This is a genomic window from Rahnella woolbedingensis, from assembly GCF_003602095.1.
In the GTDB taxonomy this organism is placed as follows: domain Bacteria; phylum Pseudomonadota; class Gammaproteobacteria; order Enterobacterales; family Enterobacteriaceae; genus Rahnella; species Rahnella woolbedingensis.
In genome coordinates, this window is sequence record NZ_RAHH01000002.1 from 153,693 (window position 1) to 178,201 (window position 24,509).

Below are 24,509 nucleotides of genomic sequence, written 5' to 3' on the forward strand. Positions count from 1 at the left end.
GATTATCGGTGCGCGCGCGCCTGAACAAAGAAATCTTGTTTTAAGCTAGATTGTATTGATGTAAATGCAAGTAAATATAGGTCAATAAACCTTAGTGAGGGCACGAAGATCCAAACCATAGGGAAGGTCTTAAAAGGTCGAAATGGGTTATACTGCGGGGCTGGTATTTGTATTTATCAAATAAATTTGATTCTTTGCTTCAGGAAATTCTTGTGATCACTTCCCAAAACACTCTGCTCCGCAGGAGCAAACCATGAGCCGTCCGGCGCCTTCCTATAAAGGCCTGACGCGTATTGCCTCGCTGGTCTCCCTGTGTGTGGCGCTGGTTCTGGTGTGCGTCAAAGTCTGGGCCTGGGCAGCCACCGGCTCGATTGCGTTGCTGACTTCCGCCGCCGACGGGCTGGTCGATGTGCTGGCCTCGATGGTAACGTTAATCGGCGTACGTTACGCCATCCGTCCGGCAGACAAAGGCCATCGTTACGGGCACGGCAAAGCCGAAGCCGTGGCGGCGTTTGTTCAGGCGCTGCTGCTGGGTGGCGCAGGACTGGTGCTTGGCGTTGAATCCATCGGGCGCATCATTAACCCCGCACCGCTGGCGCAACTCGGCCTCGGGATTTGGGTCATCATCGGCAGTTCTCTGGCAGCCACCGGCTTAGTGCTGATGCAAACGTATGTGGTGAAACGTACCGGCTCGACGGCGATTGCCGCTGACCGCGCGCACTACATCACGGATGTCGCAGTGAATATCGCCGTACTGCTGGCGCTGATTTTCGAGCGCTACTTCGGCTGGACGCGTTCCGACTCCATCGGCGCATTGCTGATTTCCTTCTATATGCTGTGGAACGCCCGTGGTATGGCGGCAGATGCGCTGACCCAGTTACTGGACAGAGAACTGAGCGCCGACGACCGCAAGCGCATCAAAGCGGCAGTATTAAGTATTGAAGGCGTGCGCGGCGTGCATGACATCCGTACCCGTAACGGCGGCGACCGCGTATTTGTAGAATTCCACCTCGAAGTCGATGGCAATCTGACGGTTGATATCGGGCACGATATCGGCGATGCGGCTGAAATGGCGGTCAGTAAACTGTTTAAGTCAGCGGATGTGACAGCGCATCTGGAGCCGGACGGGATTGATGACGACCGGTTAGATAATATCCTGAGCTGATTTCTTCAAATTCAAATTCAAAACCTTGGGCTCGCCGCCCAAACTGGCCCAGAGGACGCGTAAGCGCGCGCCCTCTGGACTCCCGCGCTTTTTCACTGCGCGCTATCGCTGGAACGACGGACATGTTCCGACGCAATTGTGAGTGGCGCAAAATGTCATCGCTGCGCGATTCCCTCATTTCAGGTTTCGAGCCTATGGTCTCGAACCATTCATTCGGTGCCATTTTTAAGCACGCCAATCAACATTTCTAAAAAATGAAACGAATCAGCTTTTGAATTTAAGATCGTGCGGGCGAATCAGAAAGCTTGCTGCGCGAGAGGTTCGAGACCTGAGGCTCGAAACCCGAGTAAAGGAACCGCGCAGCGGCAAGATTTCCAGCCTGTCGCAGGGGTACCTGAAACATAGTCAGCGAGCGGAGCGCGCAGTGAAAGAGCCCGGGGTTCTTAGGGGTGGCGGCGATAAGCCACCCCTGAGGCCGGTTTGGGTGGCAGCCCAAGGTCTTGATTTAAACAGCCGCCTTTGCATCGGCACTATGCAAAAAAAAAGCCCCGAAGATCGGGGCTTTTTCACAAATACGTCAGCGGCGCACTCAGTTGACCTGAACCGGCATCCCTGAACGCATCTCGATCGCGCGCTGAACCACAGTCTGGTTAACCGCAGGATCCATCGCCACAGTGTTAGCACTGCCGGTCAGCGTGATTGGCAGCGGCTGCTGGGAATCAAACTCTTCCTGGTTAGAAGACAGCGGGTTGTGGATCTCAATGTAACGCTTGCCGTCTGGCTCAACGGACGCTTTCACCGGTTCATTGATGAACTGAACGCGGGTGTCTTGCGGAACGTTGTCGTACAACCATTTGATGTCAGCATCACGCAGACGCACACAACCGTGGCTCACGCGCAAACCGATACCAAAGTTGGCGTTGGTGCCGTGAACGGCATACAGACGACCAACGTAAAGCGCATACAGACCCATCGGGTTATCCGGGCCAGCAGGGAAGACGGCTGGCAGGAATTCACCGCGTGAAGCATATTCTTCATGCATTTTCGCGGTCGGAGTCCAGGTCGGGCCGGCTTTTTTACGCTGAACGGTGGTGACCCAGTTCATCGGGGTGTCTTTGCCCAGTTCACCGATACCGATTGGCAGCACCACGACGGTATTCGTGCCTTTCGGGTAATAATACAGACGCATTTCAGCACTGTTGATCACGATGCCTTCATGCGGAGTATCCGGCAGGATCAGCTGCTGAGGGATGGTCAGCACTGTGCCAGGAGTCGGCAGGAACGGGTCAACGCCAGGGTTGGCTTCGAGCATGTTGCTCAAACCCATCTGGTATTGTGCTGCGAAATGTTCCAGTGGCAGGCTGCTGCCCTGAGAAACAATCACTGTGATGTTTTCACCGACCAGACGACCGTTATTGGCCGGCAGAGGATAGACCACAGCAAAAGATGCCTGGCTATATGCAGCAACTGCCAAAACAAGGGTAAGGATTGCGCGAATGCTCATTTTCATATTTTTCGTTGGTCGTTAATGCCACACTGGCAGTTGTTGTCAGAATGTTGATTCCCCCCAACGCAATCGAAACTGGCCGGAGAGATAGTGTACTTGCACATAGCACTTGAAAGGGACTCAGGATATGTAACGAATCGCCTTACAGGGCCGCTAATTATAAGGATTTATTTCAAACAGGCCAAAGCTTTCTCACCTTGTTGGAAAAGTTCCCTTCAGCAACCGCATTTTTTGAATCGGACTTCACATTTCTTTACATTCGTTTGCTCATTTACGACAAAACGGCACCATGATCAGCGCCGCCACAAACATCCAGGCCATCACCTGAAAAATGTCATTGAAGGCCAGCGTAAGAGACTGCGCGGCAACCCTTGCGCCAAACATTCCTTTTGCCATCAGTAAGGCCTGCGCGGTGTCCGGCGTCAGATGGCTGATCCTCTGCGCCAGCGATCCAATCACTTCCTGCGCGGTATCACCATATTGTCCGAGACTTTCGCCGAAACGTGCCGCGTGTACCTGCGTCCAGTCCTGCAACCAGGTGTTCACGGTCGCTATACCAATCGCGCCGCCGAGATTTCGCATCAGGTTAAATAACCCCGACGCATAACGAAGCTCAGACCCCTGAAACGCGGTCAGCGCCATGTTCACGCTCGGTACGATACACAACATGATAAACAAGCCGCGTACGACCTGTGGCCAGAAAAACTGATCCGATCCCCAGAAGGGGGTGACGGTGGTGGTCAGCCACAAACTGAGAGCGAAACCGGATAATCCCACAGCAATCAGCAACCGGCGGTCAACGCGCCCGATTAATCTGGCGGCGAGAATGGTGCTGAAAAATTGGCCGACGCCGACGACAAACACCGTCGTGCCGATTTCCAGGCTGTTGAAATCACGGATGCGGCCAAGAAACACCGGCGTCAGGTAGGTCGAGGCGTACAACCCAAAGCCGACTACCAGATTGAACAGGCAGGCGAAGGTGAAAGTCGGGTCACGAAAAGGCGTCAGGCGCACGATCGGGTTTTTGGAATAAAAGGAACGTTCGAGAAACAGCACGAAGGCCACCAGCGAGAACCACGCCGAAATCTGAATTTGCGGATCACTGAACCAGTTTTTGCGCGGACCTTCTTCCAGCACGTATTCGAGACATCCGAGTGCTATCGCCATCGACAGTAAATGCACCCAGTCGATGCGTTTTAGCATCGAAAAATCGGCCTTATCAACATGGATGAAGAGCACTGCGCCGGTCGCCACCAGAATGCCGGGCAGGATGTTGATGAAGAAAATCCAGCGCCAGTCGAGCAGTTGCGTCACCACGCCGCCGACCGTCGGTCCGAGCGTCGGTGCCAATACGCTGACCATGCCGAGGATCGCCGGGATCAACGCCTGCTGTTTGCCCTGAAACATCGCAAAGCCGGTGGCGAATACGGTCGGCACCATCGCGCCGCCGGTAAAGCCCTGCAACGCGCGGAAGAAGATCATCGATTCGATATTCCACGACAATCCGCAACCGATACTGCTGAGCGTAAACAACGCGGCAGAGGCACTGAACAGCCAGCGGGTGGAAAGCGCCTGCGTCAGAAATGCCGAGAAAGGGATCATGACCAGTTCGGCGATCAGGTACGAAGTTTGTACCCAGCTGATTTCATCGGGTCCGGCAGACAGCCCGGCCTGCACATCATTTAACGAGGCGGCGACGATCTGAATGTCGATCAGCGCCAGAAACATGCCAAACGCCATAATGCTGAAAATCAGAAACTTGCGTGATGTCGGGTAATCCGCAGGCGAGAGCGTCGCGGCTGGAGTCAGGGTGGCAGACATTTTTGTGATATCCCGGGGCTTGTTTGTATGATGAGTATCATATTAATATGATGAGTATCATGCAATGAGTGAGAGTAAAAATGAGTGAAACCACAGCAGGTGAAGGGATCCCGATCCCGGCAGAAAAAGCCAGTAAACGCTCGAAGCGGATCTTTGTAGTCAGCGGCATTGCGCTGGCTGTTGCCTTAGGCGGTGCCGCCTGGTTGCTGGCAGCGCCTGCGGCGGAATCCACGGACGATGCCTATCTGACGGCGGATGCGACGACCGTTGCACCAAAGGTGAAGGGATTTGTGGCCAAAGTACTGGTGCGCCACAACCAGCGGGTGCATGCGGGGGATAAACTGGTTCTGATCGACAGTGAAGAATTTACAGCACGTCTGAATGCGGCACGCGGAGATCTCGAAGATGCCCGCGCTCAGGTCGCGCAACAGCAAGCCGCGTTACTCAGCCAGCAGGCGCAGGAACAGCTGGCGTTGACGCAAATCGAAGCGGCGCGCACGGCGATCCGTTCCTCACGCGCCGAGCAGCAACATGCCGAAGCTGAACAACAACGTTATCAGTCACTGGCGGTCAGTGGCGCGACGTCACGCAATGATGCCGACCGGTATAAAACTACTGCCGTGACCGCGGAACAGACCTCAGCGCATGCCACGGCCATGCTGGATGTGGCGCAAAATCAGGCGGCGGTCACGCATGCAAAACGCGCTGAGATTGAAGCGGCACTGGCGCTGGCAAATGCCGCTGTGGTGAAAGCGCAGGCGGCAGAAGATCTGGCGCAGCAGGATCTTAATCACACGACAATTTTTGCCGCAGTTGATGGTGTGGCCGGTAACCGTCAGGTGCAGGTGGGCGATTACGTGACGCCCGGTCAGCGGCTGATGACGCTGGTGCCGGAGCAGGGGATTTATGTGACGGCCAATTTCAAGGAGACGCAGACCGGCAGAATGCAGCCGGGACAAAGGGCGGATGTGCATGTGGATGCACTGCCGGGCGTGACGTTTCGCGGTGAAGTCGACAGCCTCGCGCCGGGTTCCGGTTCGACATTTGCGTTGCTGCCCTTTGAACCGGGCACCGGCAATTTCACCAAGATTGTCCAGCGGGTGCCGGTGCGTATTCGCCTCGACGCCGGTCAGCCGGATCTCGCGGCGCTGCGTCCGGGATTATCGGTGGACGCCCGCGTTTCGTTAACCGATGCGGTCAGGTAAACTATGACGGCAATTTTCTGATTATCAGGGCCTTACTATGCGCTACGAAAGTGAACATAAGCCTAAAATCCGCGAGCGGATCGTGAAAGAAGCGGCGAAAGCTATCCGCGCCAAAGGGCCGTTGCAGGTCAGTGTGGCGGGCGTGATGAGCAAAGCCGGGCTGACGCACGGCGGGTTTTATGCGCACTTTGCCTCGAAAGAGGCGCTGATCGAAGCGGCAATCGAGCAGATGTTTAATCAGGTGATGCTGCGCTGGGAAAAAAATAATCAGGGGCTGGCCGCACCGCAGCAACTGGCGGGCTATATCGATTTTTATCTTTCTGCGTGGCATCGCGACAATCGTGCGCAAGGCTGTCCGGTATCCGCGCTGGCGTCGGAAACACCCCGTATGTCGGCGCCTTGTCAGGCAGAATTTGCCCGGGGAATCGAAAGGATCCGTGGGATGATGATTTTTCAGCTGAAGGAAATGGGCGTCGATGATCCGCAAACTGCGGCGATATCGGTGAGTGCAGAACTGATGGGCAGTTTATCGCTGGCACGTTGTGAGCCGGACCGGCAGATTTCCGATGCCTTGCTGGAAAGTGCGAAGAAAACGCTGAAGACGCGGTTAAATCTCGCAGAAGAGTAAATCTCAGAACTGCTCCCCTGCGAAAAGGAGGGTTGGGGTGGGGTATTAAAGACAACACGAGGGTTAAGCTCGTGTTAAACCCACACCCCATCCCGGCCTTCCCCTCCTGAGAGGGGAAGGCGTAAATCAGAAATCATAACCTACAGTGGCAACCACAGTCCGTTCCTGGCCCCAGTAGCAGTAGCTGGTGCCGTAACAGGCTGCGACATAGTTTTTGTCGAGCAGGTTGTTGGCATTCAACTGAACATACGCGCCTTTAAGCTGCGGATTAAACTGCACCAGATTCATACGCAGTGAAGCATCAACCAGCGTCGCGGAAGGCATGTGCAAGGTGTTTTCGTTATCAGCCCATTGTGTGCCGATGTAACGAACGCCCAGTCCCAGATCCACACCCACCGGGGTATTGTACTGACCCCAGATAGACGCCATTTGTTTTGGCGTCACATACGGCGTGTTGCCGTTGTTTTGCGCCGCATCACGGATACGTACTTTGTTATAGGTATAACCGGCCATGACGTTGAAGCGTTCGGTAACTTGTTTCTTGGCTTCCAGCTCCAGACCCTGTGAACGGATTTTACCTGCCGGCTCATAGTAGCTGCCCACAACGACGCGGTTGCCCACGTCTTTTTGCGTCAGATCATACAGCGCTGCCGTGTACATATCGGACGTACCGACCGGCTGGAATTTGATCCCCGCTTCGTATTGCTCACTCTCCATCGGTTTCAGCAGCGTGCCGTCCTGACCTGGCAGGGCTGATGGGGTCATCGCCTGGCTGTAGCTGACGTAAGGAGAAATCCCGTTGTCGAATGCATAAAGCAGGGAAGCGCGGCTGCTGAAGTGTTCGTCTTTACGTTCACTGTTGCTCTGCGTGCCGTAGATGCTTTCGTAACTGCGGCTGGAGGTTTTCAGCGTGTCATAACGGCCGGACAGGGTCAGATACCACTTGTTCCAGCTCATCTCATCTTGCAGATAAGTGCCCATCTGCTCGTAACGGTTTTTGCCGCGTGAATGGCTGTAGTAATCCAGTGCATCGCCGCCCACGCCGGTGTACGGGTTAAGCATCTCAGCGGTTGCGCCATCGGATTTCACGTCATTAATAAAGTGGGAATAGTCGAAGCCCAGTACCACTTTATGCGCCAGTTCGCCGGTGGCGAAATCGGCTTCCAGCTGGTTGTCGATAGCAAACGTATCCAGAGAGGACTTCTCACCGGAATAGTAGCGATTCATCAGCGTACGGTCAGCGTTCCAGCCTGCCTGATACACCTGATCCAGTTCGGTATTGGAATGGGTGTAGTTGGCGTTCTGGCGGAATGACCACACATCGTTAAATGCGTGCTGGAATTCGTAGCTGTAGATCTGCTCCCAGCGTTTGAACTGGTTGCGGGTGCTTTCACCATCGAAGAAACCACGGCTCAGTTTCTGGCCGTACAGGCTGCCGTCAGCAGGTACTGCGGCGTGATAACCCCCGGACGGATCCTTTTGCAGATAGGCACGCAGTAACAGCGAAGTGTTTTCATCCGGCGTCCACAGCAACTGTGGAGAAATCGCGTAACGCTCTTCGCGCTGGTGATCGTACTGCGTATCACTGCTGCGGGTCATACCGGTCAGACGAAATGCCAGCTGATCATTGATCGCGTTGGTGTAATCGAACGCGCCGCCTTTGGTGTTTTGCGTGCCGCCGGAAAGCTGGAAGTGACCTTCTTCAGCAAACTGCGGGCGTTTGGTAGATTCAACCACGACACCGCCGGGAATGCTCTGGCCATAAAGCGCAGAAGACGGGCCTTTCACCACATCAATACGCTCGAGGAACCAGGGATCAACCTGAATGGAGTTGTAAGTCGCGCCATCGCTGAGAATACGCAGGCCATCGAGGAAGGTGTTGTTGACGTCACCGCCGTGGAAACCGCGCAGGGAGATGGTGTCATAACGCGTTGCGCCACCGGCAAAGTTGGTGAATACGCCCGGCGTGTAATTCAGTGCAGCGTTAACCGTGGTCGCGTTCTGATCAGTCATTTGCTGACGGGTCACAACAGAAACAGCCTGACCGGTCGTGATCAGCGGCTGATCCGTTTTGGTCGCGCTTTTACTGGTTTTTGCGCTGTAACCCTGCGTCGGGGCATCTGCGGTATCAGCAGGTGCGGCTTTGACAATAACCGTATCTTCGGCAGCCAATGATGCAGCCGGAACGGCCAGTGCCATGGCGCACATAAGCACCGAGCGTTTGAGGGGGAAAGCCAACAACATATTCATAGTCCCTATAAATAACCTGATAAATCATCAGGTGATTAATTGATGCGTGTGTAATAAACCCAAAAGCCAACAGTGTTCCGCACGAAAGCCGGGACACAATCATGCGTACTGGCCTGACGAAAACGATACGAATGTTAAACTTAATGATAATTGTTATCATTATTATTTTACAAATTAAAGCGAGTTTTCTCCAAAAACTGTGAAGCTACGCAGATTTATCCTTGTGAAATTAAGGGTGTATTTGATTGTTTTACCAGCAACCTTACTCAGGGGAAGGGTATGTGGTCAGATTACAGCAGCGGGAAATTCGAAGAGTTTCATTGAAAACGTGGGCAAAATCGCAGTAACGGATTAGCTTTAAGAGTGAGTTTTTTAAAATAGAAAAAGTTCACAACAGGAGACAACATGAATACGGAAAGTCCGCAGGAATACAGTCAAAAATGGGATGAAGTGGATAACTATCTGGTCAGTCATCTGGTGGAAGAGGATCCGGTTTTGCAGCAGGTACTCGCGAATAATCAGCAGGCCGGATTGCCCGCCCACGACGTGGCCCCTAATCAGGGAAAACTTCTGGCATTATTCGCGCAAATCACCGGTGCGCAGAAGGTACTGGAAATCGGCACGCTGGGCGCTTACAGCACCATCTGGCTGGCGCGCGCACTGCCGGCATTGGGCAAAGTGGTGACGCTGGAAGCCGATCCGCATCATGCCAGAGTCGCGCAGACCAATATTGATCTCGCCGGTTTGCAGGACAAAATTACGCTGCACACCGGGCCCGCGTCAGACACTTTGCCGACGCTGATGGCAGAAGCGCCGTTTGATCTGATCTTCATTGATGCGGATAAACCTTCTAATCCGCTTTATCTGGAGTGGGCGCTGAAGTTGTCGAAACCGGGCACATTAATTATCGGTGATAATGTGGTGCGGGACGGTGCGGTGGTCGATCCGCACAGCGACGATACCCGCGTTCAGGGGGTTCGTCGCTTTATTGAGATGATTGAGCAGGAACCGCGCTTATCTGCCACCGCGCTGCAAACCGTCGGCAGCAAGGGCTGGGACGGTTTTGTGCTGGCGCGGGTGATCAGTTAAACGCATACGTTAACGGGCGAGACCAAAGCCGATGTCAAACAGCGGGTTTTCGCTGTCGTGCGGCATATCAGACTGTTGTTTGAGTACCGCTGCCATAGATGAAGGCAACTCGAACGGCAGTTTGCCGGTATAGGTTTCGCTGCTGGTCAGACGGCTGAACAACACGGCATCGCTGACGCCGAAATTACCGATAACCGCTTTCGCTTTGTCGTTCACGTTGGTGAGAATAGCAGGGCGGTCAAGATACACCGTCACCACCGTCGGCACCGCTTTGCTGGCTTTTACGATGGCCTGATAATCGGCATTATCGTCAGTGAAAGCCAGGGAGCCTTCGTGGTGGCGTTTGCCGAAGAACCACTGTTTATGCGGCTGTTCATAAGGCGCATGGGCGCGGATCAGGGCGACATCGGCTTTTTCTGGCGCATCAACCACGGTGAAACCTGCGTCCTGCGCCGCTTTTGCGTCAATGCCATACAGCCACACTTTTTTGCCTTTCTTCAGCGGTAACAGGTCACCGGTATTTTGCAGTAAAACGAGGGAGTGACGTTGCGCGGCATCAGCTTCTTTCTGCCAGTCTGCGCGCCCGACGGTTTTCACCGCTTTCTGCGGATCCACAAACGGATTTTCAAACAGGCCGGTGCGGAATTTCTGCTCGAGGATCCGCATGACGGATTCATCCAGCCGCTGCGCAGTCAGTTGTTTTTCGTTAACCGCATTCACCAGTAATTGTGAATCGGTCACGCCGCCAAACTGGTCCACACCTGCCTTCACCGCTTTGACGAAACGCTGCTGCGGCGTCAGGTTTTCAACGCCCCAGGACATGCCGCCGGGCACCGGTTCTTTGCCTTGCGGTGAACCGTTCAGGCATTCGTCTTCGCAGTTGCTGGTGATCAGCCAGTCGCTGAGGATAACCCCTTTGAAACCATACTGACCGCGCAAAATATCTGTCAGCAACTGATGGCTGAATCCGGCACCGACCTGTTCCAGCGGCTTGCCTTCGAATGACGCGTTTTTCAAAATGGAATAGGTGGGCATAACGCTGGCGACGTTGGCTTCAAACGCGCCGGTAAACGGATAGATGTGTTCTTTAAGATTATTGCCGGGGAAGACGGCGTTTTTACCGTAGACGTTGTGGCTGTCGTAGCCGTTTTCCGCCGCGCCGTAACCGACCCAGTGTTTCACCACCGAAATCACGCTGCCGGAATTAAGGCCCTCGCTGCCGTTTTGCATTCCTTCGATGTAGCCGCGCACCATGTTATGCACCCGCGTCGGGTCTTCACCGAAAGTCCCGCTGATACGCGCCCAGCGTGGTTCTGTCGCCAGATCGGCCTGCGGGGAAAGGGCTTCACGAATACCCACAGCCAGATATTCCTGGCGCACAATATCGGCATAGCGGCGGGTGAGTTTTTCATCGCCAATCGCCGCCAGCCCTAAGGTTTCCGGCCACTGGGTGAATTTGCCGGAAGAGGTGCTGGCGCCAATCAGATATTCAAACGAGTTACGCGGGTCGCTGCTGACAGTGACCGGAATACCGAGCCGGGTCTTTTCGGCAATCTGCTGTAGTTTGTTATTTTCTTCTGCCATCAGCGCCGGGTCTTCGGCAGACAGGCGGGTGATCAGGCTGTTCACCTTCGCGCCGGAAATCATCTTTTCCGCTGCTGCCCTGTCATAATGTGTGCCGGCACCGATCGGGCTGTTGGCCGTCGGTGCGGAACCGTGCATCATCACCCCGGCTTTTTCTTCCAGCGTCATGCGTTTTACCAGATCCGCCGCGCGATCTTCCGGCGTCAGCCGCCAGTCTTCATAGGGTTCAAGTTTGCCGGAGTGATTGAGATCTTTGAACTGCAGCCCGTCAACGGTGAGCAATGTGACTTCCCGCTGACTCAGCTCGGGCTGAGCGGTATCAGCAAAAACAGCAGGGGTGGAAAGCAGAAGGGCGGAAACTGCCAGGCTCAGAGGTTTGATTTTCATTATCATCCTTAATTATTTTGTGTCTATAACGAATTGATAACTATAGAAACTTAATTCTCAAGGAATAACCTATTTGCCTGTCTGATATTGCGATCAGCTTCTCAAATGTTATCAGCCAAATACCATGCCCAGCACAGCGCCGACCGCCAGCACCCATAACGGGTGAATACGTTTATTGAGCGCCAGCAGCGTACATAGCGCAATCACGCCCGCCAGCGGCAACGTGGTGGCGGAGGCATTTGCGATTAACAGTCCGCTCGATACCACCAGCCCGACGGTCACCGGTACCAGCCCGCGCTGAATGACCTGACGCCACGGACGGTCTTTGTAACGTTTCCATCCGCCCATCACGATCAGCGTCACCACCGAAGATGGGCCAAACTTCGCCAGTGAAGACACCAGCAGGCCGGACCATCCCGCGACCTGCCAGCCAATCAGCGGCACGATCATCATATTCGGGCCGGGTGCGGCCTGAGCCAGCGCGAACAGGGCACTGAATTCCTGCGCGCTCATCCAGTGATGCACCTGCACCACAGCTCGCTGCATCTCCGGCAAAATAGTATTACCGCCACCAAAAGCCAGCAGAGAAAGCTCGGTAAACAGCAGGGCGAGTGAGAGTAAAACGGCCATCAGAATTTACTCCTTGCGCAGATAAAAATACTGACCGGCGCCAGCACCAGCATGACCGGCAGCATCGGGATGCGAAATCCTGCGATAGCAATAACGCCCGCGGCAACCAGCGCCAGTTGCAGCCATTTTCCCCGCAAAGGTGCCAGCATTTTGAGGCCGGTGGATAACAGTAAACCGGCCGCCCCGGCTGCCATTCCCGCAAATAAATGCTCCACCAGCGGTTCATTCTGATAACGCGCATACACCAGACCGAGCAGGACAACGCAAATTGTCGGTGCCAGGATCAGACCGAGAATGGCCGAAAGCGCGCCGCGCAGTCCGCGAAACTCCATCCCGAGTGCGACGGATAAATTAATGATATTGCCGCCCGGTAAAAACTGGCACAGCCCGAGCAGTTCGGTGAACTGATCGCCGGTGAGCCAGCGGCGTTTATCCACCAGCATATGCCGCGCCATCGGCAGCACACCGCCGAAACCGGTCAGGCCAAGAACGAAAAAACCCATAAACAGTTGCCCGCAATCGGGTTGCGGCGCGGTCCCATCTTCTGTATCCAGCATTAATTTATCCTGCGTTTGTGCCGACATTTTCACACTCTCCCTCAAATGTAATTCAAAGCCGCCAGAGGCGTAAATTCTGTTAAGGATCATGCGCGTGGATGTGCCATGATGTCTAATGCCTTTGTTAATACCAAAAGATACCCTGAGGGTATGGATATGATTGAACTGAAGCGTCTGAATGCGTTTGTCACCGTGGTGGAAGTCGGCAGCATTACCCGCGCCGCAGAACTGCTGTTTATCCAGCAACCGCCGCTGACCCGTCTGTTACAGGGGCTGGAGCAGGAATTTGGTGTGCCTTTATTGCAACGCCTGCCGCGTGGCGTGATCCCGACCGAAGCGGGCGAAGTGTTATTACAGGAAGCGCGGGCAGTGCTGGCGCGGGCCGCTCAGCTCACTGCCGCGATGCAGCGTGCCGCGCAGGGAGAACAGGGACGCGTGCGCATCGGTTTCACCAGTTCCGCCGCGCTGCACACGTTTGTGCCCGCGCTGTTGCGCCGGTACCGCGAGATTTATCCGGCGGTCAGTACACAGCTTGAGGAAAGCGGCAGCGGGGAGTTGCTGGCAGCAGTCGTGGCGAGCGAGCTGGATGTGGCGTTTGTGCGTATGCGGGTCAAAGATATGCCCGAATTAGAGATGGAAAAAGTGCTGGAAGAACCGATGTGGGTGGCGGTTCCGGCGGGTCACAAACTGGCTGCGCAAACCACCGGCCAGCCGCTGAAACTCGAAGACCTTAGCAACGAACCGTTCGTATTATACCGCCGTCGCGCCGGCCAGGGACTGTATGACGCCATACTGGCAGCGTATGTCCGCGCGGGTTTCAGTCCGCATATTGTGCAGGAAGCGCCGCGGCTGACATCGTGTCTGAGCCTGGTTGGCGCGGGTTTGGGAATTTCGATTGTGCCGGAATCTATGACCCGCCTCGGCGGTGATGGCGTGGTGTTTTTGCCACTCGATGCCGCCACACAACTCAGCGCGCCGCTGTATCTCGCGCGGCGGGAAGACAGCCATTCATCGGCTATAATCAATACGTTTTGTCAGCTGGTAAAATCGCAATTAAAGGCTGATTAGAGATGTTGCTCGGAAATGTGTTTCTGGGTGGATTCCAGCGTAATACCGTCAGATTCGATGGCGCTGAGCAGGGAATCGAGCAGGCCGGGGAAGCGGGCGTCGAGATCTTCGCGGCGCAGTGAAAGCAAATTGGCGCGGCCATCCGGGCGCTGCAAGATAACGCCGCTGTCGCGCAGAACGCGCCAGTGATGGGTGAGCGTCGATTTTGACAGGCCTTGCAATAACGTACCGCAAGGATGTTCCCCGCCTTTGGCCAGCGTGCGCACCACGGCCAGACGTACCGGATTACCCAGTGCAGTCAGAACATTTTCCAGGCGGATCTGCTCGCGCTCAGGGTGGTTGGCTATCATCGGACTATCCTCTTAAAGTGCAAACATCGGCGGCCGCGCAATATAGCCTATCCCTCTGCTGCTGTACAACGCGACGGCCTTTGACCAATTTCATCGATAGAATAAAATTATTGTACGAATATACACGTACAATTGTAGTATACTCTCCGCACTAAGAAGTTTAGTACTCATTACTTTGTGACGGGACGTGAAAACCACTCTCCGCCAACTTAGCCATCAACCAGTAAGGACGTTATATGGCTCGCAAAACGCCAATCGAGCGCTACCGCAATATCGGTATCTCAGCACACATCGACGCAGGTAAAACCACCACCACCGAGCGTATTCTTTTCTATACCGGCATGAATCATAAGCTGGGAGAAGTGCATGACGGCGGTGCGACCACAGACTGGATGGCTCAGGAACAGGAGCGCGGCATTACCATTACCTCCGCTGCCGTGACCTGTTTCTGGCGCGGGATGGAAAACTCGTTTGATGAGCATCGCATTAATATTATCGACACCCCAGGGCACGTGGATTTCACCATTGAAGTGGAACGTTCCATGCGTGTACTCGACGGTGCGGTAATGGTGTATGACGCCGTGGGCGGAGTGCAGCCACAGTCTGAAACCGTGTGGCGTCAGGCCAATAAATACAAAGTGCCGCGTCTGGCGTTCGTCAACAAAATGGACCGTCAGGGTGCCGATTTCTTCCGCGTTCGCCAGATGATGGTCGATCGCCTGAAAGCCAATCCGGTGCCGATTGTGATTCCGATCGGTAAAGAAGAGCATTTCACCGGCGTGGTGGATTTACGCAAGATGCGCGCCATTTTGTGGGACGACGCGACGCAAGGTATGACTTTTACCTATGAAGCGATCCCGGCAGAATTGCAGCCGCTGGCAGAAGAATGGCGCGAGAAAATGGTCTCCGCTGCAGCTGAAGCCAACGACGCCCTGATGGATAAATATCTCGAAGAAGGCACGCTGACTGAGGATGAAATCACCGAAGGTCTGCGTTTGCGCACTATCGCCGGTGAGATCCAGCCGATGCTGTGCGGCAGTGCGTTCAAGAATAAAGGCGTGCAGCGCATGCTCGATGCCGTGATCGAACTGATGCCATCGCCGCTGGATATTCCCCCGGTGGCGGGCACTGACGAAGACGGTAACGACGTGTTCCGTCATTCCGATGACAACGAGAAATTCTCGGCGCTGGCCTTCAAACTGATGACTGACCCGTACGTCGGCCAGCTGACGTTTGTCCGCGTTTATTCCGGCGTGCTGAAAAAAGGCGACAGCGTGTATAACCCGGTGCGCGGCAAGAAAGAGCGTATTGGCCGCATTGTGCAGATGCATGCGAATGACCGTATCGAGATTGACGAAATCCGCGCCGGTGATATCGCAGCCTGTGTCGGGCTGAAAGATGTGACGACTGGCGAAACGTTGTGCGACCCGACGGACATTATTACGCTGGTGCGCATGGAATTTCCGGATCCGGTGATTTCGCAGGCCATCGAGCCGAAAACGAAAGCCGATCAGGAGAAAATGGGTATCGCGCTGTCACGGCTGGCATCCGAAGACCCGTCGTTCCGCATCCGTACTGATGAGGAATCCGGCCAGACGATCATTTCCGGGATGGGTGAATTGCATTTGGAAATCATTGTCGACCGTATGAAACGTGAGTTCGGCGTGGAAGCCAATATCGGTAAACCGCAGGTCACGTACCGCGAAACGGTGCGTAAAACGGTGAAAGATGTGGAAGGGAAATTTGTTCGTCAGTCCGGCGGTAAAGGTCAGTACGGCCACGTGGTCTTCACGCTCGAACCGTTACCGGCAGGCACCGGTTTCGAGTTTGTCGATGCAACAAAAGGTGGCGTGGTGCCGCGCGACTATATCCCTGCGGTAGAAAAAGGGGTCACAGAAGCGCTGAATAATGGCATTCTGGCCGGTTATCCGGTGGTGGATGTGAAAGTGACGCTGACTTTCGGGTCATACCACGAGGTCGATTCCTCGGAAATGGCGTTCAAAATGGCGGCGATCTTTGGTTTCAAAGAAGCCGCTAAACGCGCAGATCCGGTGATCCTCGAGCCGATGATGAAGGTCGAAGTGGAAACGCCGGAAGAGTATGCCGGTGGCGTGATGGGCGATTTATCGTCGCGTCGCGGTACAGTGCAGGGCATGGAAGAGATCGCGGGCGGCGGCGGTAAAATCATCAAAGCCGAAGTCCCGTTATCTGAAATGTTCGGTTACTCCACCGTTTTGCGGTCGATGTCGCAAGGTCGTGCAACGTACAGCATGGAGTTCAATCACTATGCCGAGGCACCGCGCAATGTGGCTGAAAACATCATTGCGTCGCGTGGTAAATAGGCAAAACAGGCGTAATCTCCGCCAGAGACAAAACGGTCCGCAAGGGCCGTTTTTTTGGTTTGAAGATAAGGATTCGATAGTTTATGACTTCAATGTGTGACACCATTATGCGCATATGTGGTGTGTATTAGGTGGGTGTTATGTCATCAGTAGCGGGAAATAAAAAACGAACCAATGTCACGCTAAGTGCCGATTTACTGGAACAAGCCAAAGCGTTCGGCATTAATCTTTCAGCAACGTTTGATAAAGCGTTAGGAGAAGCGGTGAAAGAGAAACAAAGGAAACTGTTCTTAGAAGAAAATCAACAAGCCATGGATTCCTGCAACGCCTTTACTGAAAAGGCAGGACTCTTCTCTCAGGGACGCGGAGTATTGTAATGGCGCAATTTGATGTGTACGAAAATCAGGGAGAAGGTAAAAATCTTTATCCCTATTTTATGGATATTCAGAATCCCTTATTTGAAAGACTCAATGAGCGGATTGTTGCGCCGCTAACCGCACTGAGTAACCTGAAACCCATCACGCATCTTCATCCCCTTATCAGGATCCAAAATCATCAATACGTGCTGATGACCAATCTCCTGACCAGCGTGAGTGCAACGCAGTTACGTCATGAACCGGTGTTAAATGCGGACATTCATCGGGCTGATGTTGTGGCAGCGTTAGATTTGCTGGTGACGGGAATTTAAGGCGCAGAACCTGCGCCTTATTTTACGGGATTATTTAGCTGACCAGTTTACTGACGATGGTCGCCACGTGTTTACCCTGATGCACGGCAATACGCAGTTCTTCTGCGCTTGGCTGACGTGAACCATCACCACCGGCGATAGTGGTGGCACCATAAGGTGTGCCGCCGCGAACCTGCGAAATATCGAACAATTCAGGCGTGGTGTAACCGATGGGAACGATGATCATGCCGTGATGGGCGAGGGTGGTCCAGGTAGAGGTAATGGTCATTTCCTGACCGCCGCCGGTTCCGGTTGAGCTGAATACGCTGGCGACTTTGCCTGCCAGTGCGCCTTTGGCCCATAGGCCACCGGTCTGGTCGAGGAAAGTGCGCATCTGGCCGGTCATGTTACCAAAGCGGGTGGGTGTGCCGAAAATGATGGCATCGTAATCGCCAAGTTCTGCCGGAGAAGCGACCTCTGCCGTCTGACCGGTTTTGCCCCCGGCTGCCTTAAAGGCTTCTTCCGGCATCGTTTCAGGGACGCGTTTGATTGTGACTTCAACACCTGGAACGCTGCGTGCGCCTTCGGCAACACTCTGCGCCATCGTTTCAATATGACCGTACATAGAATGGTAGAGAACCAGTACTTTTGCCATTTTTAACTCCTGTTGAGGTGATGTTTTTTCCGTATTCTGCTCAGTTTTAGAGCCGGTGATACGGGCGAAAAACTCGCTTAAAAATCCCACATTTACTCCTGCGCCTGTACGGCAGCTGTCATGAGCAGGGGAGTTCATCGTTCGCGCATGAGGCGTGAGTTACAAACGCAAATTTTTGAACGGGCCCATCAATTAATTAGGGCAATGATGCAGGGAAGACTCGTTTCGCACTTCTACATACTAGAACAGAAGTGCGGATTTGGCGGGAGAAGGGATATATACGATGCGCTCATTACTGAGCGTCATTTAGAACATCAGCCGTGCATTTTGCGCCAGTGGCGTGTTCGATAAATTCGCAAAGACTACGTGCAGCCTCTACTTTATCCGTGAATATTTTTGACGTGTGAATACCGGTAAGGCTGGCGAAGCAGTTCAAATGGCTGAGCTTAATCAGACGCATAGTCAGTTTTTCAACCTGCAAAATATTTAGCCGGTAGACGTATCCTTTATCTTTAAACTTATGTAAAAACAAAACGCCGGTTGACGAGTTCCGGCGTTGGGTTAAATCGATAACTTCCATCAATGCCTGAACTTCCCTTTTTAATTAGTATCAGCCGCTTTGCTTCCATCCCTTTCCCAGCTCACCAGAACCGAAACTTCATCGGGTTGCCCGATAAATTTACTGAGGGTAGCGGTATGTCCATCTTTCATCATGACTGATACGGCAACGCCAGTGATGCCATGATCCAGAGGGGTTTCTTCGACGCGTTGCAGCATTTTCAGGCAAGTAAATTGCTGTTCCGGTGGCAAATGTTTGAACTGATCCGTGTGGCGCTTTTTCATATTGGCGTCCTGCCGTAAATCTGGCCGTCACGCATTAACACCAGCTTATGAGTGCGCTTGTAATAAATCGCTGTGAAAATACCTTTGCGATAGACCTGAGCATCCGCGTTATCTTCATCAAGGTATGCTGCAGTCCCTTCGATATATCCTTGCTTGTCAGCGGGAAAGATTTTGATATCTATCCCCTTAATGCGGGCATGCACAATTTTCTTGGTAGCCTGGGCATACTGCGCCGAGGCGTTTTCCATCGCCTGTTTTAGCGCGGCACTCTGAATTGCCGTCTGGCGGTTTTGGTCAGCCATATAACAGGTGTCTTTAGATATGCCTTGTGACTGGCAGTCCGCCATTCTTGAGGCCTGAGTGGAGCAGCCTGCGAGCAGGGTGATGGCGGCAAAAACCAAGATTTTTTTCATTTAGATTTACCTCGAACAGAAGGATGGGGGGACGACTCCCCCGATTATTTTACCAGCCGACACTCATGCCAGCGCCGTAGCCAAAGTTACTTTGTGAATCGTTGGAGACCGACATTTTCACGATGGTAGAACGGCCTGCATGGAATGACGCGCCGACGGAAATTGCATTCTGTGAATCGTAGCCACCGACACCGGCACCGATAGCGAACTGCTGAGATTCCTGAACCTGAGGGATGTTGGCCTGAGCCATGGCAGAAGCCGAACCGGCCGCCGCTTCTTTCTTGTTGCCATCCACTTCAGATTTCAGATCGTTGAATTTCTTGTTTGTGTAGTCATTTGCCTGACTCAGGGTTTGTGCATCTGCAACTGCGCGGCTGTGAGATTCAGCCAGAACTTCTGCGTGGTTTTGCTCGGCTTCGGCATTGAGAGCCGCGACCTGCTGGTCGTAATAGGCGGAGCGGACGACTTTTTTGGCAACGGTCTTTTGAGCAGAAGTTGAAGCGTTTCCTGCCGGAATTGTATTCGCTGGTTCGTCATCAGAAGCATTTGTAGCAGGTGGAGTTGGCACGGGAACACCGGTCGGATCGTTGTGCTGATAAGCCGCGACTTCAGCCACGTGTTGCTGCAAAGCCACCTGCTGAGCGGTAGCAGACTCGGCCGTGTTGTGATTGCCGTCGAGGTGAGTTGCTTCGCCAATCTGATGCGTTGGAACACCGGTCGGATCGTTGTGCTGATAAGCCGCGACTTCAGCCACGTGTTTCTGCAAAGCGGCCTGCTTAGCGGCAATGGAATCTGCCATGTTGTGATTGCCGTCGAAGTGAGTTGCTTCGCCAATCTGATGCGTTGGAACACCGGTAGGATCGTTGTGCTGATAAGCCGCGACTTCAGCCACGTGTTGCTGCAAAGCGACCTGCTGAGCGGTAGCAGACTCGGCCGTGTTGTGATTGCCGTCGAGGTGAGTTGCTTCGCCAATCTGATGCGTTGGAACACCGGTTGGATCGTTGTGCTGATAAGCCGCGACTTCCGCCACATGTTGCTGCAAAGCGGCCTGCTGAGCGGCAACAGACTCGGTCGTGTTGTGATTGCCGTCGAGATGAGTTGCTTCACTAATCTGATACGTAGGAACACCGGTCGGATCGTTTTTAACAAGGGTTGGCTTTGCGGTAATAAGACTTGTCATCGGCATAGTGGCATTACCGGTGATGGCGGTCTGCATTCTTGCGGCGGGATCAAAAACAGGCAGCAGAACGTTTTTAGAACCATCCCAATAGGTATTTGTGTTCAGATAGTCTGAAACTTGCTGCAGATTGTCTTTTCTCAGGATCTCATTCTGTTTATCAACAGGGATCCAGGGATAGTTTGCAAAGTAAGCTCTTGCTGCATCCAGGCCAGTTCCGGAAAGCTGTGCATGAACAGGCGAAATAGCGCATAACGCAATCGAGATACCCAGCCAGATACGCAGAATTTTACTTCTTTGAGCCTTGAAATCACCCATCTTTTCCGATGTGATCTTCGTTTCTGGTTCGTTTGCCGTAATGTTTTTAATGTTGTTCTTAGCGACCTGCAGGTTCATGTATTTTTTCCGACCGTAAATAAGTAGCTGATAAATATGTTCTGAGGTGCCTATAACCATCCGATTTTCTTGAGACATCCTTCCCGGCTTTGGAGTTATAAGCACAGCTGTATCTTTGTTTTTTCTTTTTATCCCAACTAAGTAGCACGGAAACTTTATCGGGTTACCTGAGAAATTTACTGAGTGAGGCGGTGTGTCCATCTTTCATCATGACTTGAATTCATTAGTCGGTAATCCATTGATTCGTAGGGATTGAATCCATGCACCGCAACATTTCCAGGCAGGTAAACTGTTGCTCCGGCGGCATATGTTTGAACTGATCGGTATGGCGTTTTTCATATTGGCGTCCTGCCGTAAATCTGGCCGTCACGCATTAACACCAGCTTATGAGTGCGCTTGTAATAAATCGCTGTGAAAATACCTTTGCGATAGACCTGAGCATCCGCGTTATCTTCATCAAGGTATGCTGCAGTCCCTTCGATATATCCTTGCTTGTCAGCGGGAAAGATTTTGATATCTATCCCCTTAATGCGGGCATGCACTATTTTTTTGGTAGCCTGGGCATACTGCGCCGAGGCGTTTTCCATCGCCTGTTTTAGCGCGGCACTCTGAATTGCCGTCTGGCGGTTTTGTTCAGCCATATAACAGGTGTCTTTAGATATGCCCTGCGACTGGCAATCCGACATTCTGGAGGCCTGGGTGGAGCAGCCTGAAAGGACGATCAGGGCAGCAATGACTAAAAGTTTTTTCATTTTGTTTTACCTCGAACAGAAGGATGGGGGGACGAACCCCCCCCCGATTATTTTACCAGCCGACACTCACGCCAGCGCCGTAGCCAAAGTTGTTTTGTGTATCGTCAGAGACAGACATTTTCACGATGGTAGAACGGCCTGCATGGAATGAAGCGCCGACGGACATCGCATTCTGTGAATCGTAGCCACCGACACCGGCACCGATAGCGAACTGCTGAGATTCCTGAACCTGAGGGATGTTGGCCTGAGCCATGGCAGAAGCCGAACCGGCCGCCGCTTCTTTCTTGTTGCCATCCACTTCAGATTTCAGATCGTTGAATTTCTTATTGGTGTAGTCATTCGCCTGATTCAGCGTATTCGCATCACCCACCGCACGACTATGAGATTCGGCCAGAACTTCTGCATGATTTTCTTCAGCTTCGGCATTCAGGGTCGCAACCTGTTGGTCGTAATAAGCAGAACGAACTTCTTGCTTGACCGGCGGTTGTTGAGCCGGTGTTGAAGTCAGTTGTTGTATTGTCTGGTCGCCTGGAGTTGCGGTTAATTTACCAGGAACTGCCTGATTAAGCGGTTGAGGTATCAACTGGGGCGTCTGCGACACGACTGGCACTGGTACAGCCTGAGGGCGCGGTGGTGTTGCCTGCGGAGTCGCTTGTGGCGTCAGCTGTACGACCGGGGCAGGAGTAGCTTGCAAACGCTGAGGTGTTGCCTGCGGAACAGCCTGCGGCGTCAGCTGTGTATTACGAACTGGCGTAGCCTGAAGGCGTTGCGGCGTGGCCTGTGGAACAGCCTGCGGTGTCAGTTGTGTATTACGAACTGGCGTAGCCTGAAGGCGTTGTGGTGTTGCCTGTGGGGTAGCCTGCGGTGTCAGTTGCGTAATACGAACTGGCGTGGACTGGGGACGCTGCGGTGTTGCCTGCGGAACAGCCTGCGGTGTCAGTTGTGTATTACGAACTGGCGTAGCCTGAAGACGTTGCGGCGTGGCCTGTGGGGTAGCCTGCGGTGTCAGTTGCGTAATCCGAACTGGCGTGGACTGGAGACGCTGAGGTGTTGCCTGCGGAACCGCCTGCGGCGTCAGCTGTGTATTACGAACTGGCGTGGACTGGAGGCGTTGCGGCGTGGCCTGCGGAACAGCCTGTGGCGTCAGTTGTGTATTACGAACTGGCGTAGCCTGAAGACGTTGCGGCGTGGCCTGTGGAACAGCCTGTGGTGTCAGTTGCGTATTACGAACTGGCGTGGACTGGAGACGCTGCGGCGTGGCCTGTGGAACAGCCTGTGGTGTCAGTTGTGTATTACGAACCGGTGTGGACTGAAGACGTTGCGGAGTAGCCTGTGGAACCGCCTGCGGTGTCAGTTGCGTAATCCGAACTGGCGTAACCTGAAGGCGTTGTGGTGTTGCTTGCGGAGTCACCTGCGGCGCAACTGGAATGCGTTGCGGTGTTGCCTGAGGCGTGGCCTGCGGTGCAAGGACTGGGTCCGGGTGAACCAGATATAAACCATCAGTCTTTAACCATGGGTAAGCCGCGATAATATTATCCTGGCTGGCAGGATCCAGATTATTGAAATAGTTGATGGCCTGAGGTGAATTTATACCCTCATGTGCAAGTAAATCTTTGTAGTCATTAGCCGTATCAGCATGAGCTGCGGAGGCTGCGGTCATTCCGATCACAACACCTGCTAACACCCTGCGTACCGTCGAAGCCGACACTCCAAAAAAGCGCGCTATTTCCGTTTTGTTTATATTCCCTGCTGTATAAGCAGCGATGATTTGTGCGTTGCGTTCTGTGGTTTGGGAGTTCATGAGTTTTTTCCGACATTGAAATAAGTATCTGTTAGCGACAAATAAGAAGCGTTATCAGCACGCTATTCTTGTCTCTTTTCGAAAAGCATACATGCGGTGAATGTGACTTGCTTCACGTATTCACCTGGCGTTTGACTTATGTCAATTAATGTAAAGTTATTGCGCTACATGAATTAGTTTCATTTAGAGCGCTTATTTGTATCTATTCGACACGATTTCGAGTGTCTGATGTGTAAAAAACTAGGAGTTTTCGTAGCCAATAGCGACAGGATGAAATATCTAGGAGATTCTTGTACAATGTGCAGGGTTATAGGAATGGGAGTTAAGTGAATGGCAGATAACGCAAATGAATTCCTGGACTATGTCCGTAGGCTGGATATCGATCAGCCCGCGTTGTGTATCCTGTTAGGACTGCCACGCAGCACCTTGAATAAGTGGATTAATGGCACTGTGACGCAAATCCCTCAGGTGGCGGTAACCGCTATCAGAATGTTGTGGTTTATGCGTGAGAGTGATGAAAAACTGTTTGAGAAGTGGGCGATAGTGCAGGATTTTGGTGTGACGGCGGATTATGCGGCTAATGATAAGGCCCAGCTCTTTCTGCAGACCATTAAGCGTGAGCCAAGTTCTCCAATTAAAAAAATACTGACCAAATAAGGTTGCCTTCCGGTGATTTACCGGCTCAAAAGGCCATAAAAAAAGGCGATTTCACCGTAAGGTAAATCGCCTTTTTTACATATTTCAGGCGCTGAAAGTTTAACTGCTATAGCAGAAAAAATCAGACAACGACGTCAAAAATCATCTTAACCGGCTCGATATTGGTGAAGTTTGCTACATCCGCAACAAAGTCTTCCACGTTCCCTTCCATGCCTTTCTGGAAATCTTCCATTGACTGACAATAGATGTGACACGCAGCGATGAAAGGGGTGTCAGCAGACGCTCCCTGCTGGATTTTGTCGATGGAGTAAGAATGACAATATTCCCCCATGCGGCTTTTGATCAGTGGCAGATGGACCTCACGATAGTAATCGTGATCAAAGTTGCCGTTTTCGATATTTGGATAGAACACGCTGTATTTAATCAATTTTTCTGCAACCTTTTTCCGAGAATAAAAAATCATTTTAACGTATGGGTAACAGACGCGCCGTGCGATTTGTGCCCGTTGCTCTTTATCCGAAAAATTATCCGGCTGAGCACATGTACTAAGCTTAAAAGATTGATA

The 24,509-nt window shown here is 53.0% G+C and carries 24 protein-coding genes; 9 read left to right on the plus strand and 15 right to left on the minus strand.

Going from position 1 to position 24,509, the window contains the following annotated elements; genetic code table 11:
* Window positions 1–253: 253 nt before the first annotated feature.
* A complete protein-coding gene (locus D6C13_RS01915; RefSeq protein ID WP_120131157.1) occupies window positions 254–1,165 on the plus strand; it encodes a cation diffusion facilitator family transporter in 912 nt (303 codons plus the stop codon).
* A gap of 589 nt (window positions 1,166–1,754) precedes the next feature.
* Here the strand turns inward: D6C13_RS01915 and D6C13_RS01920 are convergent.
* Complete coding sequence (locus D6C13_RS01920; RefSeq protein WP_120131158.1) at window positions 1,755–2,675, minus strand: L,D-transpeptidase family protein; 921 nt, start codon at window positions 2,673–2,675, stop codon at window positions 1,755–1,757.
* Between the two features lie 264 nt (window positions 2,676–2,939).
* Window positions 2,940–4,493 carry a DHA2 family efflux MFS transporter permease subunit gene (locus tag D6C13_RS01925; protein WP_120131159.1) on the minus strand — a complete coding sequence of 518 codons (1,554 nt, stop codon included), beginning with the start codon at window positions 4,491–4,493 and terminating at the stop codon, window positions 2,940–2,942.
* 80 nt (window positions 4,494–4,573) lie between these two features.
* Here D6C13_RS01925 and D6C13_RS01930 point away from each other — a divergent pair, with 80 nt between their 5' ends.
* Both D6C13_RS01930 and D6C13_RS01935 read left to right on the plus strand, forming a co-directional pair.
* Window positions 4,574–5,698: an HlyD family secretion protein gene (locus tag D6C13_RS01930; protein ID WP_120131160.1), complete on the plus strand. Its 1,125-nt coding sequence runs from the start codon at window positions 4,574–4,576 to the stop codon at window positions 5,696–5,698.
* Window positions 5,699–5,735: 37 nt separating this feature from the next.
* The gene (locus D6C13_RS01935) at window positions 5,736–6,326 is read left to right on the plus strand and encodes a TetR/AcrR family transcriptional regulator (protein ID WP_120131161.1); all 591 of its coding nucleotides are present in this window, start codon (window positions 5,736–5,738) and stop codon (window positions 6,324–6,326) included.
* Between the two features lie 126 nt (window positions 6,327–6,452).
* Here D6C13_RS01935 and D6C13_RS01940 read toward each other — a convergent pair whose 3' ends face one another.
* On the minus strand, window positions 6,453–8,570 hold the full coding sequence (locus D6C13_RS01940; protein WP_120131273.1) for a TonB-dependent siderophore receptor: 2,118 nt from the start codon (window positions 8,568–8,570) through the stop codon (window positions 6,453–6,455).
* A gap of 411 nt (window positions 8,571–8,981) precedes the next feature.
* Here D6C13_RS01940 and D6C13_RS01945 point away from each other — a divergent pair, with 411 nt between their 5' ends.
* Window positions 8,982–9,665, plus strand: coding sequence for an O-methyltransferase (locus tag D6C13_RS01945; protein ID WP_120131162.1), 684 nt, complete (start codon window positions 8,982–8,984; stop codon window positions 9,663–9,665).
* Window positions 9,666–9,674: 9 nt separating this feature from the next.
* On the opposite strand, the gene D6C13_RS01950 is transcribed toward D6C13_RS01945, so the two are convergent.
* From D6C13_RS01950 to D6C13_RS01960, 3 genes are all read right to left on the minus strand, one after another.
* A complete protein-coding gene (locus D6C13_RS01950; protein ID WP_120131163.1) occupies window positions 9,675–11,636 on the minus strand; it encodes a glycoside hydrolase family 3 protein in 1,962 nt (653 codons plus the stop codon).
* Between the two features lie 111 nt (window positions 11,637–11,747).
* The gene (locus tag D6C13_RS01955; RefSeq protein WP_120131164.1) at window positions 11,748–12,266 is read right to left on the minus strand and encodes a chromate transporter; all 519 of its coding nucleotides are present in this window, start codon (window positions 12,264–12,266) and stop codon (window positions 11,748–11,750) included.
* A complete protein-coding gene (locus D6C13_RS01960; RefSeq protein ID WP_208642847.1) occupies window positions 12,266–12,823 on the minus strand; it encodes a chromate transporter in 558 nt (185 codons plus the stop codon). Before D6C13_RS01960 ends, D6C13_RS01955 begins: the two co-directional genes overlap by 1 nt.
* A 150-nt stretch (window positions 12,824–12,973) precedes the next feature.
* On the opposite strand from D6C13_RS01960, the gene D6C13_RS01965 reads away from it, so the two are divergent.
* Window positions 12,974–13,891, plus strand: a complete 918-nt coding sequence (locus tag D6C13_RS01965) for a LysR family transcriptional regulator (RefSeq protein WP_208642848.1) — start codon at window positions 12,974–12,976, stop codon at window positions 13,889–13,891.
* Here the strand turns inward: D6C13_RS01965 and D6C13_RS01970 are convergent.
* Window positions 13,888–14,241 carry an ArsR/SmtB family transcription factor gene (locus D6C13_RS01970; protein WP_120131167.1) on the minus strand — a complete coding sequence of 118 codons (354 nt, stop codon included), beginning with the start codon at window positions 14,239–14,241 and terminating at the stop codon, window positions 13,888–13,890. The two genes, D6C13_RS01965 and D6C13_RS01970, sit on opposite strands and share 4 nt — an antisense overlap.
* Window positions 14,242–14,477: 236 nt before the next feature.
* Here D6C13_RS01970 and fusA point away from each other — a divergent pair, with 236 nt between their 5' ends.
* The 3 genes from fusA (at window position 14,478) to D6C13_RS01985 (ending at window position 17,271) form a co-directional block, all read left to right on the plus strand.
* Window positions 14,478–16,583: an elongation factor G gene (gene fusA / locus D6C13_RS01975; RefSeq protein ID WP_120131168.1), complete on the plus strand. Its 2,106-nt coding sequence runs from the start codon at window positions 14,478–14,480 to the stop codon at window positions 16,581–16,583.
* A gap of 140 nt (window positions 16,584–16,723) precedes the next feature.
* Window positions 16,724–16,960: a type II toxin-antitoxin system CcdA family antitoxin gene (locus D6C13_RS01980; RefSeq protein WP_120131169.1), complete on the plus strand. Its 237-nt coding sequence runs from the start codon at window positions 16,724–16,726 to the stop codon at window positions 16,958–16,960.
* Window positions 16,960–17,271, plus strand: a complete 312-nt coding sequence (locus tag D6C13_RS01985) for a CcdB family protein (RefSeq protein ID WP_120131170.1) — start codon at window positions 16,960–16,962, stop codon at window positions 17,269–17,271. The genes D6C13_RS01980 and D6C13_RS01985 overlap by 1 nt, the downstream gene beginning before the upstream one ends.
* A 34-nt stretch (window positions 17,272–17,305) precedes the next feature.
* Here D6C13_RS01985 and wrbA read toward each other — a convergent pair whose 3' ends face one another.
* From wrbA to D6C13_RS25840, 7 genes are all read right to left on the minus strand, one after another.
* On the minus strand, window positions 17,306–17,905 hold the full coding sequence (wrbA, locus tag D6C13_RS01990) for an NAD(P)H:quinone oxidoreductase (RefSeq protein ID WP_015689874.1): 600 nt from the start codon (window positions 17,903–17,905) through the stop codon (window positions 17,306–17,308).
* Between the two features lie 292 nt (window positions 17,906–18,197).
* Window positions 18,198–18,485: a hypothetical protein gene (locus D6C13_RS01995; protein ID WP_120131172.1), complete on the minus strand. Its 288-nt coding sequence runs from the start codon at window positions 18,483–18,485 to the stop codon at window positions 18,198–18,200.
* Window positions 18,486–18,505: 20 nt separating this feature from the next.
* On the minus strand, window positions 18,506–18,748 hold the full coding sequence (locus D6C13_RS02000; protein WP_120131173.1) for a hypothetical protein: 243 nt from the start codon (window positions 18,746–18,748) through the stop codon (window positions 18,506–18,508).
* Window positions 18,745–19,161 (minus strand): hypothetical protein, encoded by a 417-nt coding sequence (locus tag D6C13_RS02005; protein WP_120131174.1) that lies wholly within the window; start codon window positions 19,159–19,161, stop codon window positions 18,745–18,747. The genes D6C13_RS02000 and D6C13_RS02005 overlap by 4 nt, the downstream gene beginning before the upstream one ends.
* A 49-nt stretch (window positions 19,162–19,210) precedes the next feature.
* The gene (locus D6C13_RS25835; RefSeq protein ID WP_244212613.1) at window positions 19,211–20,734 is read right to left on the minus strand and encodes a YadA C-terminal domain-containing protein; all 1,524 of its coding nucleotides are present in this window, start codon (window positions 20,732–20,734) and stop codon (window positions 19,211–19,213) included.
* 335 nt (window positions 20,735–21,069) lie between these two features.
* Window positions 21,070–21,486 (minus strand): hypothetical protein, encoded by a 417-nt coding sequence (locus D6C13_RS02015; RefSeq protein ID WP_120131175.1) that lies wholly within the window; start codon window positions 21,484–21,486, stop codon window positions 21,070–21,072.
* Between the two features lie 52 nt (window positions 21,487–21,538).
* On the minus strand, window positions 21,539–23,146 hold the full coding sequence (locus D6C13_RS25840; RefSeq protein ID WP_244212614.1) for a YadA C-terminal domain-containing protein: 1,608 nt from the start codon (window positions 23,144–23,146) through the stop codon (window positions 21,539–21,541).
* A gap of 471 nt (window positions 23,147–23,617) precedes the next feature.
* Between D6C13_RS25840 and D6C13_RS02025 the strand changes: the two genes are divergently transcribed.
* Window positions 23,618–23,944, plus strand: coding sequence for a hypothetical protein (locus tag D6C13_RS02025; RefSeq protein ID WP_120131177.1), 327 nt, complete (start codon window positions 23,618–23,620; stop codon window positions 23,942–23,944).
* Window positions 23,945–24,065: 121 nt separating this feature from the next.
* Here D6C13_RS02025 and D6C13_RS02030 read toward each other — a convergent pair whose 3' ends face one another.
* A complete protein-coding gene (locus tag D6C13_RS02030; RefSeq protein WP_120131274.1) occupies window positions 24,066–24,371 on the minus strand; it encodes an EthD family reductase in 306 nt (101 codons plus the stop codon).
* Window positions 24,372–24,509: the final 138 nt, after the last annotated feature.

Coding starts and splice junctions, on each gene's coding strand:
- D6C13_RS01915 (WP_120131157.1), top strand. CDS start 254: ATGAGCCGTCCGGCGCCTTCCTATAAAGGCCTGACGCGTATTGCCTCG.
- D6C13_RS01920 (WP_120131158.1), bottom strand. CDS start 2,675: ATGAAAATGAGCATTCGCGCAATCCTTACCCTTGTTTTGGCAGTTGCT.
- D6C13_RS01925 (WP_120131159.1), bottom strand. CDS start 4,493: ATGTCTGCCACCCTGACTCCAGCCGCGACGCTCTCGCCTGCGGATTAC.
- D6C13_RS01930 (WP_120131160.1), top strand. CDS start 4,574: ATGAGTGAAACCACAGCAGGTGAAGGGATCCCGATCCCGGCAGAAAAA.
- D6C13_RS01935 (WP_120131161.1), top strand. CDS start 5,736: ATGCGCTACGAAAGTGAACATAAGCCTAAAATCCGCGAGCGGATCGTG.
- D6C13_RS01940 (WP_120131273.1), bottom strand. CDS start 8,570: ATGTTGTTGGCTTTCCCCCTCAAACGCTCGGTGCTTATGTGCGCCATG.
- D6C13_RS01945 (WP_120131162.1), top strand. CDS start 8,982: ATGAATACGGAAAGTCCGCAGGAATACAGTCAAAAATGGGATGAAGTG.
- D6C13_RS01950 (WP_120131163.1), bottom strand. CDS start 11,636: ATGAAAATCAAACCTCTGAGCCTGGCAGTTTCCGCCCTTCTGCTTTCC.
- D6C13_RS01955 (WP_120131164.1), bottom strand. CDS start 12,266: ATGGCCGTTTTACTCTCACTCGCCCTGCTGTTTACCGAGCTTTCTCTG.
- D6C13_RS01960 (WP_208642847.1), bottom strand. CDS start 12,823: ATGCTGGATACAGAAGATGGGACCGCGCCGCAACCCGATTGCGGGCAA.
- D6C13_RS01965 (WP_208642848.1), top strand. CDS start 12,974: ATGGATATGATTGAACTGAAGCGTCTGAATGCGTTTGTCACCGTGGTG.
- D6C13_RS01970 (WP_120131167.1), bottom strand. CDS start 14,241: ATGATAGCCAACCACCCTGAGCGCGAGCAGATCCGCCTGGAAAATGTT.
- fusA (WP_120131168.1), top strand. CDS start 14,478: ATGGCTCGCAAAACGCCAATCGAGCGCTACCGCAATATCGGTATCTCA.
- D6C13_RS01980 (WP_120131169.1), top strand. CDS start 16,724: ATGTCATCAGTAGCGGGAAATAAAAAACGAACCAATGTCACGCTAAGT.
- D6C13_RS01985 (WP_120131170.1), top strand. CDS start 16,960: ATGGCGCAATTTGATGTGTACGAAAATCAGGGAGAAGGTAAAAATCTT.
- wrbA (WP_015689874.1), bottom strand. CDS start 17,905: ATGGCAAAAGTACTGGTTCTCTACCATTCTATGTACGGTCATATTGAA.
- D6C13_RS01995 (WP_120131172.1), bottom strand. CDS start 18,485: ATGGAAGTTATCGATTTAACCCAACGCCGGAACTCGTCAACCGGCGTT.
- D6C13_RS02000 (WP_120131173.1), bottom strand. CDS start 18,748: ATGAAAAAGCGCCACACGGATCAGTTCAAACATTTGCCACCGGAACAG.
- D6C13_RS02005 (WP_120131174.1), bottom strand. CDS start 19,161: ATGAAAAAAATCTTGGTTTTTGCCGCCATCACCCTGCTCGCAGGCTGC.
- D6C13_RS25835 (WP_244212613.1), bottom strand. CDS start 20,734: ATGAACCTGCAGGTCGCTAAGAACAACATTAAAAACATTACGGCAAAC.
- D6C13_RS02015 (WP_120131175.1), bottom strand. CDS start 21,486: ATGAAAAAACTTTTAGTCATTGCTGCCCTGATCGTCCTTTCAGGCTGC.
- D6C13_RS25840 (WP_244212614.1), bottom strand. CDS start 23,146: ATGACCGCAGCCTCCGCAGCTCATGCTGATACGGCTAATGACTACAAA.
- D6C13_RS02025 (WP_120131177.1), top strand. CDS start 23,618: ATGGCAGATAACGCAAATGAATTCCTGGACTATGTCCGTAGGCTGGAT.